This window comes from Mesorhizobium sp. CC13 (assembly GCF_039907765.1).
Classification (GTDB): Bacteria; Pseudomonadota; Alphaproteobacteria; order Rhizobiales; family Rhizobiaceae; genus Aminobacter.
This window is the reverse complement of record NZ_JARDJI010000006.1, coordinates 82,174-96,580: the sequence shown is the minus strand read 5'-3', so window position 1 is coordinate 96,580 and position 14,407 is coordinate 82,174. Positions and strand designations below refer to the sequence as shown.

The window sequence follows — 14,407 nt, the reverse complement described above, 5'->3', positions numbered from 1 at the left end:
CTATCATTGGCTCAACGCAATGTCCTTGCCGATTCCGGCAACTTTGCGCGCCACTGTCGAAGAATGTAGCGCCGAACTCCCCGACCGCAACAACTCCTTGCGTCGCCTTGCCGATATCCCTCCTAAGATTGTCTAGACATAACGGCCGCTTCCGGTGCCCAGAATACGACTATTTTACTATGACCCTAGGTCAGGCGGATCGCGCCTTGTCGATGGGGATCGCGCTCGCTCCGTCATGCCTCCCCAGCCTCCGATCGACGGCATGTTCATCGGGCTGCCGGCCGCCGCAACCTGGCTTCGAAACCCCTAGGCAGCCGGCCGACGAGAAATGAGGGCACTGCCGGCGCGGGGCGCCTCCGCCAGCTTGATGCCTTGGACACGATAGGTCGAGGTTGGACAGACCGGTGATCTGTGCCGCGTCCTCGTGCCCCCGACCATCCCGGCTTGCGCCAGCATCGGCCTGTGCCGATCGAACTGGGCAGGCCGTCTCGCCCGACCTCGATCGGCAGCGCGCGCAGCGTCCCGTCCAACTGGCTACCGGCTTGATATATCCGTGATATATCATTTGACGGCCGATGCTGTTTCTCGAGATTCGGTTCTGATATATCAAATATATATCATTTTCCTTTCAATGGATTCGGTCATGAGGCCTGAGAAACTGGAGCCGGCTGCGACACGCGCCCACCACGAGCTGGAACGGCTTATCGTGACCCTCGAGCTGGCCCCAGGCAGCATCGAAACCGAAGGCACGCTGATCGATCGGCTGGGCCTCGGCCGCACGCCGGTGCGCGAGGCGATCCAGCGTCTTGCCTGGGAAGGGCTGGTCGAAATCAGGCCACGGGCCGGACTGGCGATCGCGCCCCTGCACCCCGGCGACTGGCTTCGCGTGCTCGATGCGCGCCGCGGCGTCGAGGTGGTGCTGGCGCGCTCGGCCGCGCGTTTCGTCACCCGCGACGCCGCAAGCCAGTTCCATGAAGCGGCACTCGCCATGCAGAAGGCGGTGATCGCAGCCGACGTGCTCGGCTTCCTCGCCGCGGACAAGGCGATCGGAGAGGCGCTGGCGCTTGCCGCCGACAACGACTTCGCAGCAAGCCTCATAACCCCGCTGCAAACCCACAGCCGCCGATTCTGGTTCCGCTACCAGCGCGAGGCCGGCCTCGCTGCCTCCGCCGAACATCATGTGGCGCTCATCCGCTCGATCCTCGAGCACGACGAGGACGGCGCCGCCGCCGAGGCCGATCGGCTGATGTCGATGCTGCGCAGCCATGCCGAGGCGGCCGCGACGCGCTAGGCTAGACCCTAAGGCTTGAGCATCGCCGCCAACAGCGGATTCGGTTGATCCGCGAACGGATTGACCACCGTCACCCCTGCCCATGTGAAGCCGTCCTGCATGTCCTCGGACAGCAGCTGCCGGCAGCCGGCGCTGGACGCGACGCCAAGCATGACGGCATCCCAGATGCTCAGGCGGTGATCGGTGGCCACTTCCGCTGCCTTGAGCAGAACTTCGGCCGTGGTGTCCGCGACTGTAAACGTATCGCGCCATTGCAGGATCGCGTCGCGGGGCCACGGATGGGCTTCTGCCTGCCTTGCGCACCAGTACGGTGAAGAGTTCGCCCAGGGCCTGGACCGGCACCACGGTTTCATCTTCCGGGACACGTGCAAGGAGATCGACTGCGATTGCCGCACGCGCGGCGCCGTCGACGCCTTCAGCATAGGCCAGGATGTTGGTGTCCAGTGCGAGCCTCATCAGTCGTCGTAAAGCTCTTCGCGCTTCCAGCGCCCAGAGCTGACGACTGGCTGTCGACGCAATCGATCCAACAGAAGCTGCTTGGCGGCGTTCTGAAAGGGGCCGGGTTGGGTGGCGGGCACCATGCGCGCGACCGGGCGCCCATGCTGGTCACCAGGAAGCTGTTGCCGTCGCGAACTTCGCGCAGGAGGCGGAAGAATTCACGGTTTGCATCGGCGGCCGAAATCGTCTCGTCCATTCCAGCACCATATTGTAGTAAATTATACTACTTTATCCTGGCAGCCTCCGATATTCAAAGCTGACCAATCCGACACGCCATTGGGCAGGTTCGCGGTGGCGCCGACGATGCCAGGCCGATGCGCCTATGCCCCGCGCCCGGTGACTGTCACGGCCCCGATGCTTTCCCAACCGTCGCCGGCCGCGACGATGCAGCTTCGGCCCCTGACATCGGTCATCAGCATCGTCCAGGTGCCGCTCGCCGCGACGAAGACCTCGATGATCGCCGCATCGCCGGCCAGGCCGTAGCCGATGCGCTTCTCCTGAAACGCTTCGGCAAGCCGCGCCACCAGGTCGTCGTGGTCGCTGCAGACGAATTGCGCTTGGGCCGAGTTCACACCGACCATCGCCACGAGGGCGACGGCGGCAATCCTCATCCATCGAAACGAAAAACAACGTGCCATGTGGCACCTCCTTCGCCTTCGCGATCCGGCAAAGAAGAGGCACATGGGCAGCCTCAAGGCGCCGGAGCGCTCCAGGCCGGGCCCGACGTCTTCATCGCGTCGCTCCTTTCTGGTTTCCGGTCTGTCGTCCATGAACGCGCCATCGCGTTCCTACATGAATCGATATGGTGCGTTTGCCAACGCGCAACAAGCCCCACGCAAAGCGGCCCGGACGATCGTCCGGGCCGTTGTCTTTTGAAGACCTCGTGGTGGGTCTCGGTTCGTGGTGGGGTCTAGTTCATCGTCGGGATGACGAACTCGTCGCCGTCCTTGATGCCTCGCCCCGCGCCCGCAGCCGCATCGCGGCGAGGACGCGCAAACAAGGAGCCCGTCGGGCCTAGTTCATCGTCGGGATGACGAACTCCGCACCGTCCTTGATGCCCGACGGCCAGCGCGAGGTGACCGTCTTGGTCTTGGTATAGAAGCGGAACGCATCCGGGCCGTGCTGGTTGAGGTCGCCGAAGGACGATGCCTTCCAGCCGCCGAAGGTGTAGTAGGCGATCGGCACCGGGATCGGCACGTTGACGCCGACCATGCCGACCTGGACGCGGGAGGCAAAATCGCGTGCCGCATCGCCGTCGCGGGTGAAGATGGCGACGCCGTTGCCCATCTCGTGGTCGTTGGCGAGCTTGATGGCGTTCTCGTAGGTCGGCGCACGCACCACCGACAGAACCGGGCCGAAGATCTCTTCCTTGTAGATGCGCATTTCCGGCGTCACGTTGTCGAACAGGCAGCCACCCATGTAGAAGCCGTTCTCGTAGCCCTGCATCTTGAAGCCGCGGCCGTCGACGACGAGCTTGGCACCTTCCTTCACGCCGATGTCGACATACCCCTTGATGCGCTCCAGCGCCTCACGGGTGACGACCGGGCCGAAGTCGGCCGAGGAATCCGTCGACGGGCCGACCTTGAGGCTTTCGACGCGCGGGATCAGGCGTTCCATCAGCCTGTCGGCGGTGTCGTGGCCGACCGGAACGGCGACCGAGATCGCCATGCAGCGCTCGCCGGCCGAACCGAAGCCGGCGCCGATCAGCGCGTCGACGGTCTGGTCCATGTCGGCGTCGGGCATGATGATCATGTGGTTCTTGGCGCCGCCGAAGCACTGCACGCGCTTGCCGGCCGCGCAGCCGCGCGAATAGATGTAGTGCGCGATCGGTGTCGAGCCGACGAAGCCGATGGCCTTGATGTCCGGATCGTCGAGAATGGCGTCGACCACTTCCTTGTCGCCGTTGACGACATTGAGGATGCCCGCGGGCAGGCCGGCTTCGATGAACAGTTCGGCGATGCGCAGCGGCACGCCCGGATCGCGCTCCGACGGCTTCAGGATGAAGGCGTTGCCGCAGGCGATCGCCGGGGCGATCTTCCACAGCGGGATCATGGCCGGGAAGTTGAACGGGGTGATGCCGGCGACAACGCCGAGCGGCTGGCGCATCGAGTAGACGTCTATGCCGGGGCCGGCGCCATCGGTGAACTCGCCCTTCATCATGTGCGGGGCGCCGATGCAGACCTCGACCACTTCGAGGCCGCGCTGGATGTCGCCCTTGGCGTCGGCGATGGTCTTGCCGTGCTCGCGGGCCAGCAGTTCGGCGAGGGCGTCGTATTCCTTGTTGACCAGTTCGAGGAAGCGCATCAGCACGCGGACGCGGCGCTGCGGATTGGTGGTCGCCCAGGCCGGCTGTGCCGCCTTGGCGTTCTCGACCGCGGCGCGCAATTCCTGCGCCGAGGCAAGTGCCACGGTGGCGCGCACCGTGCCGTCCATCGGCTGCATCACGTCCTGCTTGCGCCCGCTGGTTCCGGCGACACGCTTGCCGCCGATGAAATGACCGTAATCGACCATCTGCTCTCTCCCATTTCCTTGTTGGTGGCCCATTGTCCTGCTTTGCGACGGCCTTTGCAACGCGAGGGCAAACGCAACCGTTGTGCGCTAATTATAGCCCTAAGTCGCATTGAATGCGATTTCGTGCATAGTAGACTTTGCCGACCCATTACCGGGGGAGAAGCATCCATGTCGACGGGGGCTGCATGAACTGGGACGACGTCCGCATCTTCCTCGCTGTCGCGCGCACCGGCCAGATCCTCGGCGCGGCGCGGCGACTGGAGCTCAACCACGCCACGGTTTCGCGCCGGGTCGCCGCCCTCGAGGAAGCGCTGAAGACCAAGCTCTTCCGGCGCCTGACCACCGGCAGCGAGCTGACGCCTGCGGGCGAGCGTTTCCTCGAGATCGCCGAGCGCATGGAAGCCGACATGCTGACCGCCCGGGCCGAGATCGCCGGCGAGGGCGACGAGGTGGCCGGCACGGTGCGCATCGGCGCGCCCGACGGCTTCGGCGTCGCCTTCCTGGCGCAGCGGCTGGGGGCGCTGACCACCCAGCACGCCGACCTCAAGATCCAACTCGTGCCGGTGCCCCGCACATTCTCGCTGTCGCGCCGCGAGGCCGACATCGCCATCACCACCGAGCGCCCGAGCGAGGGGCGCCTCGTGGCGGTGAAGCTGGTCGACTATTCGCTCGGCTTGTTCGCCTCGCGCGCCTATGCCGAGCAGAACGGCCTGCCGGCAGGACGGACGGACCTGTCCGATCACCGGCTGATCGGCTACGTGCCCGACCTGGTCGTCAGCCCCTCGCTCGACTATGCGGCGGAGTTCAGCCCGACCTGGGAATCGGCCTTTTCCATCTCTTCGGCGCTGGGCCAGGTCGAGGCCGTGCGCTCGGGGGCGGGCATCGGTATCCTCCACACCTTCATCGCCCGCACCGTTCCGGAGGTCGTGCCGGTGACGGCGATTGCACCCATCCGGCGCGCCTACTGGCTGGTCTACCACGAGTCGGTACGGCCGCTGCGCCGCATCCAGACCGTGGCGGGCTTCATCACCAAGGCGGTGGAGCGCGAGCGGGCGCTGTTCGTCTGACGCCTCTTCCGACAATCGCACACATCCGCTAACTTTGCGCCGCGCCGATGTGAGGAGATTGCTTGCTGCCCCGCCCCTATATCGCCGGCCTGCCGGCTTCCCTCCGCACCACTGCCCTGCTGGCGCGGACCGGCCACACCCGCCAGGAGATCGCCTGGCTGCAGCGGCTTGCCGACACCGCGCTCCGCCAGCGCATCGCCGAGATCAGGCGCCGCTGGCGTACCTTCGGCGGCGGCACGATCGAGGAACTGCCGGGGCTTGCAGGCGCCCTCGCCTTCGGCCGCATCAGGCGCTCTCTGCTCGAAGCGGCCCGGCAGCAAGGTGCCCTGCTCGCGAGCCACGACCCCGACGGGCATCTTGCCGTGATCGGCACCTCACAAAACCGGTTGCCACGGCAACCAAGGGAGCGTGCAACCCAATCCATGGAGTAAACGCATGTTCGGCAAGAGCAAGCTGGGCAACATCTGCTACTACGTCTCCGACATCGACCGGACCGAAACCTTCTACCGCGACGTCATCGGCCTCGACGTGCAGCGCATGGACGGCGACGGGGAGACTGGAGGCGACTGGCTCATCGCCAGCACCGTCAACGGCGTCGACCTGATCTTCTTCAGGATGGAATCGCGCCCCGGCAATTCACCCATCATCGTCTTCGATATCGCCGACGGCGGCATCGACGACGTCGTGTCGACGCTCGCCGGCAAGGGCGTGACCATCGTCACCCCGGTGAGTCACGCGCCGGGCGGCTGGTCGGCCGACATTGCCGATCCCGACGGCCACACCATCTCGATGTATCAGTCGGCGGAAGCGCCGCGGTCGCTGAGAAAGGTGGCCTGATCCTCAGAACCAGTAGCGCTGCGGCCCCAGCCCGCTCGCGTCGATCTCCGGCTCGCGGCCGGAGATCAGGTCGGCCAGGACCTTGGCCGAGCCGCAGGCCATGGTCCAGCCCAGCATGCCGTGGCCGGAATTGACGTAGACATTGGGGATTTTCGTCCTGCCGATGACCGGCGGCCCGTCGGGCGTCATGGGCCTCAGCCCGCACCAGTAGCTCGCCTCGCGCAGGTCGCCGACCCCGAACAGTTCGCGCAGCGACCGCTCCAGCTGCACCCGGGCCTGTTCGCGAAGGGTCAGGTCGAAACCCGACATTTCCGCCAGTCCGCCGACCCGTATGCGGCGGCCGAGCCGGGTGATCGCAATCTTGTTGGCCTCGTCGATCACCGTCGATGCAGGCGCGGCACCTTCGTCGGCGACCGGAACCGTCAGCGAATAGCCCTTCAGCGGATAGATCGGCACGCGCTGCTTCAGCTTGCGCATGAAGCGCTCGGTGTAGCTGCCGGTCGCAAGCACGAAGGCATCGGCATGGCCCATTCCGCCGGCGGCGACAGCCCGCACCACCTTCCCGCCCTCCATGTCGAAATGGAAAATCCGGCTGTCGAACCTGAAGGTGACGCCGCGCTTGGCCGCGAGATCCACCAGCCGTTCGGTGAACAGCCGGCAATCGCCGGTCTCGTCGTCGGGCAGGCGCAGGCCGCCGGCGATCCTGTCGCGCGCACCGGCCAATCCCGGCTCGGCGGCAATGCAGCCATTGGCATCGAGAATTTCGTAAGGCACCTGGAACCTGTCGAGCATCGCAACGTCGGCGGCGGCGCGATCGAACTGTTCCTGGGCACGAAACAGCTGCAGCGTACCGTGGCTGCCCTCGTCGTAGGAAATGCCGGTCGCCTCGCGCAGCACGCGCAGCATGTCGCGGCTGTATTCGGCCAGCGGCATCATCAGCGCCTTGTTGGCCGCGTAGCGCTCTGCGGTGCAGTTGCCCAGCATCCGGGCCAGCCAGAGCCAATATTTGGGATCGAATTTCGGGCGGAAGACGAACGGGCCGTCCTTGGTGAACAGCCACCTGAGCGCCTTGAGCGGCACGCCGGGCGCGGCCAGCGGCGATGCGTAACCGGACGAGATCTCGCCCGCATTGGCGTAGCTGGTCTCCTGGGCCGGGCCCTTCTGGCGGTCGAAGACGACCACCTCGTGACCGGCCTCGGCGAGGTAGTAGGCGGTCGTGACCCCGATCACGCCGCCGCCGATAACCACAACCCTCATTGCGCCCCCAGTAGGCGCATGGCACCGGTCTCCATGCGCATGTCCGAACCCCGCAGACCCGACGCCGCGGACGGCGCGGCCTCAGGCTGCGGAAGGCCCGGGATCGTCGCCACTGTCCGAGATGTGCCGGATTTTTTGCCGCACGCCAAGTGGCTGCTGCTCGTCGGCGCTGAACACCAGCACCGGGAAACGGCGCCCCGCCATCGCAGCACCGGGCTCGGGCGTGGCCGGCTCAGGCCGCGCCGCCTCTGGCTGGTAGAGGATGTCGGCGACATGGATGGTCTCGGCTGTTCCGCGGCCGCAGTCCACGACGATCGACTGTCCCTTGCGCAGCCCGAGCAGCGCCAGCCCGCGCGGCACCGTGATCGGCATGGTCAGGCCGACCATCCCCTCCGTAGCGCCCTGCGTGACGACCCGCGTGTGGCGTGCGCCACCGTTGACGGTGAAGATCACGCGGCTGTTCAGCGTCACCACGTCGGGATCGGCTTCATTCGAAAACACCACCTGTGCCGAAGCGAGCTTGCGGCGCAACAGGTCGACGAGCGGACCGCCGGACCAGGCCAGGCGGTCGAGCATCGTCTTGACGATTGCAAAGTCCTTGGTCGTCAGCTGACATCGGGTCATGACACGTCTCCACCGGCGCGGCCATCGGCTCTGCACCTGCAACGTTCGGGAAATCGGGAAGCCTCTCAGTTGGCGTCGTCGCGCGGCGCCTCGACGGAGACGATCTCGAACTCGAGCCGGCGGCCGTCGCGCGACGTCCAGGCGACCGACTGGCCTTCGCGCAGGCCGATGAGGGCCGCGCCGACGGGGGTGAGGATCGAAATCCTGCCCTCGGCGATGTCGGCCTTGCCGGGATAGACCAGCGTCACCGTCTTGACCTCGCCGTCGCCGCTGCGGAACGTCACCTTCGAGCCCATGCGGATGACCGTGGCCGGGATGCGGCTGAGCGTCGTCACCTTGGCGCGGTCCATTTCGGACAACAGTTCTTCGGCGATCTCGGGCAGGCGGTCCAGGCTCGATTCGGCAAGGCCGGTCAGCCGGGCGTAGTCGTTTTCGCTCACCACGATGTTGTGCTCGCGGCGTTGCTTGATGTTCTGGCGCAATGCAGACCTCATGTATTCGTCCGGCCGGCGCAGCTTGCGGGAATGCGCGCGACCGGTCATCCGCCAACGCGGATGTATGTGTGTTCACACCGGACCGCGACGCGGCCAGGTGCAATTGATCCTATGCGTTGGAGAAAATGCCCCTAAGGCCCGGACGTCGCATGGCGACCGAGCCGGGGCTAGGATCCCGCGATGGGGCAAACCCTGAAAAGGGCAAAGCTGCCGATGTGAGCGAAATTGCACATCGCCGAAGGGTTGCCGACCGGGCATCGCTTGTCAAGGGTGGCGCTTGGTCGCCCGCCCAGACGTCGAAGAACGATTGTCCGTCAAACGGTTACGCGAACGACGCGCGAGCGGCCCGTCATGGCACGAGGTGCCCGAACGCGGAGACCACCTCCTCGTAGACCTTGCGCTTGAACGGCACGATCAGCTCCGGCAGCTCGCGCATCGGCTTCCACGCCCAGCGGTCGAACTCGGCTGAATGGCCGCCGGGAGGCGGATCGATGGCGATCTCGTTCTCGTCGCCTTCGAAGCGGAAGGCGAACCATTTCTGCGTCTGGCCGCGGTACTTGCCCTTGAACGCGATCCCGATCAGATGTTCCGGCAGATCGTAGTTGATCCAGTCGGGCGCTTCCGCGAGCAGCGAGACGCTGCGCATGCCGGTCTCCTCGTAGAGTTCGCGCATCGCCGCCGGATAGGGCTCCTCGCCCTTGTCGATGCCGCCCTGGGGCATCTGCCAGAGCTGGTCGGTGTTCGCCAGTTCGCTGTCGGGCTCGGCGATGCGCCGGCCGGCCCAGACAAGCCCCCGGGCATTCAGCACCATGATCCCGACACAGGGGCGGTAGGGCAGGTCCCGCGGATCGACCTTGTTCTTCGGCATGTCTTGCTATCCTCGTTCGGGGTCGGTGGCGACGGCAGAGATCGGCACGATCTCGATGCCGCGCTTGCGCACTTCGCTGGCCCACGCTGCCACGGCGTCGACGGTAACTCCGAAGGCATTGCCGGTGCCGACGGCGAACCCCTTGGCGCGCGCCGTCCGCTCCAATTCGTCGAGCCTGTCCAGGATCGCGCCACGCTCCTGCACGGCGTCGATGATCGCATCACCCGCGGCGAACGGCACGCCGTTCTTGAGCGCCGTCTCGGGCGCCAGGCTGCGCGCCGACGAGCCGTCGTCGAGATAGCCTATGCCGCGCTTGCCGAGTTCCGCCATCATCACGCCCATCGCCCCGGGGCTCGTCGAGTAGCGCGCGCCCATGTAGTTCATGACCGCCGTGTAGTTGGTCGTGCGCGACAGGACCCAGCGCAGGTTCTCGAGGTTTTCGTCCGCGCTGGCATCAACCTTGAGCGTGTTGCGGCCGGGATTGACGTTGGGAAAATCGAAAGGCTCGAGCGGCACCTGCATGACGATCTCGTGGCCCTCGCGCCGCGCCGCCTGCATCCAGCGACCGAGGCTGTTGCCCTGCGGCGCGAAGCCAAGCGTGATCTCGGGCGGCAGCTTGCCGATCGCCTCCTGCGTTCCGGTCTGGGACAGGCCGAGGCCGCCGATGACGATCGCGATCCTGGCGCCGCGCGCGCCCGACCAGGCCCGCGCATAGACGTCGAAGGGCCGGCGGCCGTCGGCGGCGCGGACCGGCAGCGGCCCCGTCGGGCTGTCCTCGACCAGTGCCTGGTCGGGGAGGTGCGCGATCCTGAGGTTCTGCCCGACCGCAGACGGATCGCGGATGACGACGACGCCGCTTTCGCCGGCCGGCGGGTTCACCTTGATGATGGCCGGACCGCCGCTGCGGACGGCGGCCGGCAGCTTGGTTTCCACTTGAGGTTTCGCGGCGACAGGCGCTGGCTGAGGCTGGACGACGGCCGCGGTCTCGGGAATGCGAAACGGCTGCTCGCGCAGCGCTATCATGGCCGACACGGCGGCGACCGCGGCGGCGCCCAGGCCGGCGGCCACGGCTCTCTTGCGCAGCCCGGGCGCGCGCCGCGTACCGGAAGGCGGACGCAGCCCCTGCCCGAGCGGACGGTCGATGTCCTTGTCGATCTGCACCACGCCGTGTCCTGCGGCCGAAGCCGGCCCCGAATCAAACTGCCGGAACCTTGCGGTCCCGGCAGCATCGCATTGCCCGGTCGAGCAGGCCAGCCTTTCGCCGCCGGCCCTACTGGTTGTTCATCACTGCCTTCTCGGGATTGGGCGGGAAGGACGGATCGGTCTTGATGCCGCGAAGCAGGTCCAGCGCGTAGTTGAGCTGGATGTCGTCCTTGGGCTCCGGCGGCACGTAGGCTGCCGAACCCGAACCCTGGTCGCTCTCTTCCGCGCCCTTGATGTGGCCCTTGAGTGCCGACTCGCCGCGGGTCACGTCGCGTCCCTGCAACTCCGCCGGCAGCGGCTGGTCGACCTTGACGTCCGGCGTGATGCCCTTGCCCTGGATCGATTTGCCCGACGGCGTGTAATAGAGCGCCGTGGTCAGGCGCAGCGCGCCGTTCTCGGCCAGCGGAATGATGGTCTGCACCGACCCCTTGCCGAAGGACTGCGTGCCTACGACGGTCGCGCGGCGATGATCCTGCAGCGCACCCGCGACGATCTCGGAGGCGCTTGCCGAGCCACCGTTAACCAGGACGATCAGCGGCTTGCCGCCGATGTCGTCGCCGCTGCGCGCGTCGAACCGGGTGATGTCCTTCGGGTCGCGGCCGCGGGTCGAGACGATCTCGCCACGGTCGAGGAAGGTGTCGGACACGCTCACCGCCTGGTCGAGCAGGCCACCGGGGTTGAGGCGCAGGTCGAGCACGAAGCCCTTCAGCTTGTCCGCGGGGATCTGCTTCTCGATCTGCTTGATGGCATCCTGCAGGTCGTCATAGGTCTTTTCGGTGAACGAGGTGATCTTCATGTAGCCGACGTCGTTCTCGACGCGGAACTTGACCGCCTTGACCTTGATGATGTCGCGCTTGATCGACAGCTCGATCGGCTTGTCGGCGCCCTCGCGCAGGATCGTCAGCTTGATCGAGGTGTTGACCAGGCCGCGCATCTTCTCGACCGCGTCGTTCAGCGTCATGCCGCGAACTTCCACGCCGTCGATCTTGGAAATGTAGTCCCCCGCGAGCACGCCGGCCTTGGCGGCAGGGGTGTCGTCGATCGGGGTGATGACCTTGACCAGCTCGTTCTCCATGGTCACCTCGATGCCGAGGCCGCCAAACTCGCCCTTGGTCTGGACGCGCATGTCCTTGGCGGCTTCGGCGTTGAGATAGGACGAGTGCGGGTCGAGCGAGGTCAGCATGCCGTTGATGGCATTCTCGATCAGCGACTTCTCGTCCGGCGGGGTCACGTACTGGCCGCGCACGCGTTCGAAGATGTCGCCGAAGATGGCGAGCTGGCGGTAGGTCTCGGAGCCTGCAGCGTTCGCCGTCGAACCGGGTGCGCCGTAAACGAGGCTCATCGCTGAGGCACCCATCAGCGCTCCGGCAAGCAGAAGCGACAGTTTACGCATCATTTCACGTCCTTCCAGAGGTGCGGTCCGCCCACCACGGGGCCGGATCGACGGGTTTTCCATCCTTGCGGAACTCTACGTACAGCTCCGGCGTCGCATTCGCATTTCCCGAGGCAGAGGTGCTCGCCACCCTCGCCTCTCCCATCGCACCGATCGGTTCGCCTGCAAGAACGGACTGACCCGGCGCGACGCTGATTCTGCTCATCCCCGCCAGGACGACATGATAGCCGTCGCCGGCATTGAGGATCAAGAGTTGACCATAGGAGCGGAAAGGCCCCGCATAAAGAACACTTCCATCCGCCGGAGCCGTCACGATGGCGCCCGATTGTGTCGCAACCATGTCCCCATACATGGTTCCGCCGCTGCCATCGTCCGCCCCGAACCGGCGTTTGATGCGTCCCGTGACCGGCAGCGCGATTTGTCCCTGCAGCACGGAAAACGGAGCGGAAGCAACGAGTTGGTTGGCCTCTGGCACCTCAGGCACGACCGGCCCTTTGGCCTTTCCGGCGGCCGCCTCGGCAGCCTTGCGCTCGACCTCGGCGGTGGCCGCCTTCCTCGCCGCCTGCTTGTCGAGGGCGGCGATCAAATCTTTGAGACTTTCCGACCGCGCGGCCAGTTCGGCGGCCTTCTTCGTCTCCTCGGCGAGCGCGGTCTCGGATTCCCCCCGCAGCCGCTCCTTGGCGGCCAGGAGCAGGTCGAGGCGCTCCTTCTCGCCCGCCTGCGCGGTCATCGCCGTCTTGAGGCGGTCGCGCTCGGCCTCGATCGAGGTGACCACGCGCGTCAGCTCTTTCAGGTCGGCCATCAGGATTTCGGTCTCGGAGCGCAGTTCCGGTACCACTGCCCCGAGCAGGATCGCGCTGCGCACCGACGACAGTGCGTCCTCCGGCTTGACCAGGATCGCCGGCGGCGGGTTGAGCCCCATGCGCTGCAGAGCGCCCAGCACCTCGGCCAGTACCCCGCGGCGCAGGGTGAGCGAATTGCGGATTCCCGACTCCTGCTCCTTCAGGCCGTCGACCTTGCCGGCGATGTCTTCGATGTCCTGCGCGAGCTTGCGCTCGGTTTTGGCCGATTGGATGAGTGCTGCCGTGATCGAAGCGTAGTCCTTCTTCATCTGGGCGATCTCGGCCGACAGCTTCTCGCGCCGGTCGGCAGACACCTGGATGTCGCGGGCAACCGCCTCGAGTTCCGACCGCGTCCGGTCGGGGTCCGGCAAGGGCGGGCCGACCTGCGCCAATGCGGCGCCCGAGGCGAGCCCGATCAGCGCCGCGGCGAGCACGCCGCGGCATGGCCTGCGCCACGCCTTCAGGGGAAATTTCCGCGCCATCAGATGATCCGGTTTTAAGCTCGCGACCTTAGTGGCGCCATCGTTAACGAACCATCAACCATAACGCCGGGCATTGCCGCGAGAGGCGACGATTGGCCGGCCATTTTGTCGAATTTGCGGGCGCTCGGGGGCTGTCGCAAGCGGTCATGCGCGGTGGTAGGGGTGCCCCGAAAGGATGGTCGAGGCGCGGTAGAGCTGCTCGCCGAGCATGATCCGCACCATCTGGTGCGGCCAGGTGGCGGCGCCAAACGAGATCAGCAGCCGGGCATCGTTGCGCAGCGCCTCGTCATGGCCGTCCGGGCCGCCGATGGCGATCATCAGCCCGCGCTGGCCGCTGTCGCGGAGCGCGGCGATCCGGTCGGAAAATTGCTGGGACGACAGGTTCTTGCCGCGCTCGTCGAGGAGAATCAGCACCGTGCCCGGGCCGAGTTGCGACCTCAGCCTGTCGGCTTCCTCGCGGCGGCGTTCGTCGACGTCGCGCGCCCGGCTCTCGGCGATCTCGGTCACGCCCCCGAAATCGAGGCCAAGCGGCCCGCCGCTCTTGGCAAAGCGGTCGAGATAGCGGTCGGCGAGTTCCTTCTCGGGGCCGGCCTTCATCCGGCCCACGGCATGTATCCAGACCTTCATCCCCGACGCTTGACGGCTCAGTGAACCGTTTCTTCCTCGAGATCCGGCGCCTGCCACATCTTTTCGATGTTGTAGAACTCACGGATTTCGGGACGGAAGACGTGGACGATCACATCGCCTGTGTCGACGAGCACCCAGTCGGCGCCGGACAAGCCCTCGACGCGCGCATTGCCGAAGCCGGCATCCTTGAGCGCCTTGAGCAGGTGGTCGGAGACCGCCGCGACGTGACGGTGCGACCGGCCCGAGGCAACGACCATGTAGTCGCCCAGGCTGGACTTGCCCTGAATGTCGATGGAGACGATGTTTTCGGCCTTGGAGTCTTCCAGACTGTCAAGGACCGTCTTGAGGGCACGGGAGACAGCGTCAATCTCGCTTATCCCGGCCGGCGAAGGCAGGATTTCCGCCTTCTTCCG

General features: G+C 66.2%; 16 protein-coding genes and 1 pseudogene. 5 read left to right on the top strand and 12 right to left on the bottom strand.

The window, feature by feature from the left end; genetic code table 11:
- Window positions 1–643: 643 nt before the first annotated feature.
- Window positions 644–1,291, top strand: a complete 648-nt coding sequence (locus tag PV773_RS11065) for a GntR family transcriptional regulator (RefSeq protein ID WP_347966389.1) — start codon at window positions 644–646, stop codon at window positions 1,289–1,291.
- A gap of 8 nt (window positions 1,292–1,299) precedes the next feature.
- On the opposite strand, the pseudogene PV773_RS11060 reads toward PV773_RS11065, so the two are convergent.
- The 3 genes and pseudogenes from PV773_RS11060 to PV773_RS11050 all read right to left on the bottom strand — a co-directional run bounded on the left by PV773_RS11060 (window position 1,300) and on the right by PV773_RS11050 (window position 4,300).
- Window positions 1,300–1,747 (bottom strand): annotated as a pseudogene (locus PV773_RS11060) (PIN domain-containing protein).
- Between the two features lie 362 nt (window positions 1,748–2,109).
- Window positions 2,110–2,427, bottom strand: a complete 318-nt coding sequence (locus tag PV773_RS11055) for a hypothetical protein (RefSeq protein WP_347966388.1) — start codon at window positions 2,425–2,427, stop codon at window positions 2,110–2,112.
- 376 nt (window positions 2,428–2,803) lie between these two features.
- A complete protein-coding gene (locus tag PV773_RS11050; protein WP_347966387.1) occupies window positions 2,804–4,300 on the bottom strand; it encodes a CoA-acylating methylmalonate-semialdehyde dehydrogenase in 1,497 nt (498 codons plus the stop codon).
- A 185-nt stretch (window positions 4,301–4,485) separates the two neighbouring features.
- Between PV773_RS11050 and PV773_RS11045 the strand changes: the two genes are divergently transcribed.
- From PV773_RS11045 to PV773_RS11035, 3 genes are all read left to right on the top strand, one after another.
- A complete protein-coding gene (locus PV773_RS11045; RefSeq protein ID WP_347966386.1) occupies window positions 4,486–5,367 on the top strand; it encodes a LysR family transcriptional regulator in 882 nt (293 codons plus the stop codon).
- A gap of 62 nt (window positions 5,368–5,429) precedes the next feature.
- Window positions 5,430–5,798, top strand: a complete 369-nt coding sequence (locus PV773_RS11040; RefSeq protein WP_347966385.1) for a hypothetical protein — start codon at window positions 5,430–5,432, stop codon at window positions 5,796–5,798.
- Between the two features lie 4 nt (window positions 5,799–5,802).
- Window positions 5,803–6,204, top strand: coding sequence for a VOC family protein (locus PV773_RS11035; RefSeq protein WP_347966384.1), 402 nt, complete (start codon window positions 5,803–5,805; stop codon window positions 6,202–6,204).
- A 3-nt stretch (window positions 6,205–6,207) separates the two neighbouring features.
- Here PV773_RS11035 and PV773_RS11030 read toward each other — a convergent pair whose 3' ends face one another.
- The 7 genes from PV773_RS11030 to PV773_RS11000 all read right to left on the bottom strand — a co-directional run bounded on the left by PV773_RS11030 (window position 6,208) and on the right by PV773_RS11000 (window position 13,277).
- A complete protein-coding gene (locus PV773_RS11030; RefSeq protein ID WP_347966383.1) occupies window positions 6,208–7,461 on the bottom strand; it encodes a D-amino acid dehydrogenase in 1,254 nt (417 codons plus the stop codon).
- An 81-nt stretch (window positions 7,462–7,542) separates the two neighbouring features.
- A complete protein-coding gene (locus tag PV773_RS11025) occupies window positions 7,543–8,085 on the bottom strand; it encodes a nucleoside-diphosphate kinase (RefSeq protein WP_347966382.1) in 543 nt (180 codons plus the stop codon).
- 65 nt (window positions 8,086–8,150) lie between these two features.
- Window positions 8,151–8,579 (bottom strand): nucleoside diphosphate kinase regulator, encoded by a 429-nt coding sequence (gene rnk, locus PV773_RS11020; RefSeq protein ID WP_347966381.1) that lies wholly within the window; start codon window positions 8,577–8,579, stop codon window positions 8,151–8,153.
- Window positions 8,580–8,928: 349 nt separating this feature from the next.
- On the bottom strand, window positions 8,929–9,447 hold the full coding sequence (locus tag PV773_RS11015) for an RNA pyrophosphohydrolase (RefSeq protein WP_347966380.1): 519 nt from the start codon (window positions 9,445–9,447) through the stop codon (window positions 8,929–8,931).
- A 6-nt stretch (window positions 9,448–9,453) separates the two neighbouring features.
- On the bottom strand, window positions 9,454–10,611 hold the full coding sequence (locus PV773_RS11010; RefSeq protein ID WP_347966379.1) for a divergent polysaccharide deacetylase family protein: 1,158 nt from the start codon (window positions 10,609–10,611) through the stop codon (window positions 9,454–9,456).
- Between the two features lie 106 nt (window positions 10,612–10,717).
- Complete coding sequence (locus tag PV773_RS11005; RefSeq protein WP_347966378.1) at window positions 10,718–12,046, bottom strand: S41 family peptidase; 1,329 nt, start codon at window positions 12,044–12,046, stop codon at window positions 10,718–10,720.
- A gap of 1 nt (window position 12,047) precedes the next feature.
- Window positions 12,048–13,277 carry a murein hydrolase activator EnvC gene (locus PV773_RS11000; protein ID WP_347966524.1) on the bottom strand — a complete coding sequence of 410 codons (1,230 nt, stop codon included), beginning with the start codon at window positions 13,275–13,277 and terminating at the stop codon, window positions 12,048–12,050.
- On the opposite strand from PV773_RS11000, the gene PV773_RS10995 reads away from it, so the two are divergent.
- Complete coding sequence (locus PV773_RS10995; RefSeq protein WP_347966531.1) at window positions 13,204–13,374, top strand: hypothetical protein; 171 nt, start codon at window positions 13,204–13,206, stop codon at window positions 13,372–13,374. The two genes, PV773_RS11000 and PV773_RS10995, sit on opposite strands and share 74 nt — an antisense overlap.
- Before the next feature lie 137 nt (window positions 13,375–13,511).
- Here PV773_RS10995 and rlmH read toward each other — a convergent pair whose 3' ends face one another.
- Window positions 13,512–13,994, bottom strand: a complete 483-nt coding sequence (rlmH, locus tag PV773_RS10990) for a 23S rRNA (pseudouridine(1915)-N(3))-methyltransferase RlmH (protein WP_347966377.1) — start codon at window positions 13,992–13,994, stop codon at window positions 13,512–13,514.
- Between the two features lie 17 nt (window positions 13,995–14,011).
- The gene (rsfS, locus tag PV773_RS10985; protein WP_340038112.1) at window positions 14,012–14,389 is read right to left on the bottom strand and encodes a ribosome silencing factor; all 378 of its coding nucleotides are present in this window, start codon (window positions 14,387–14,389) and stop codon (window positions 14,012–14,014) included.
- Window positions 14,390–14,407: the final 18 nt, after the last annotated feature.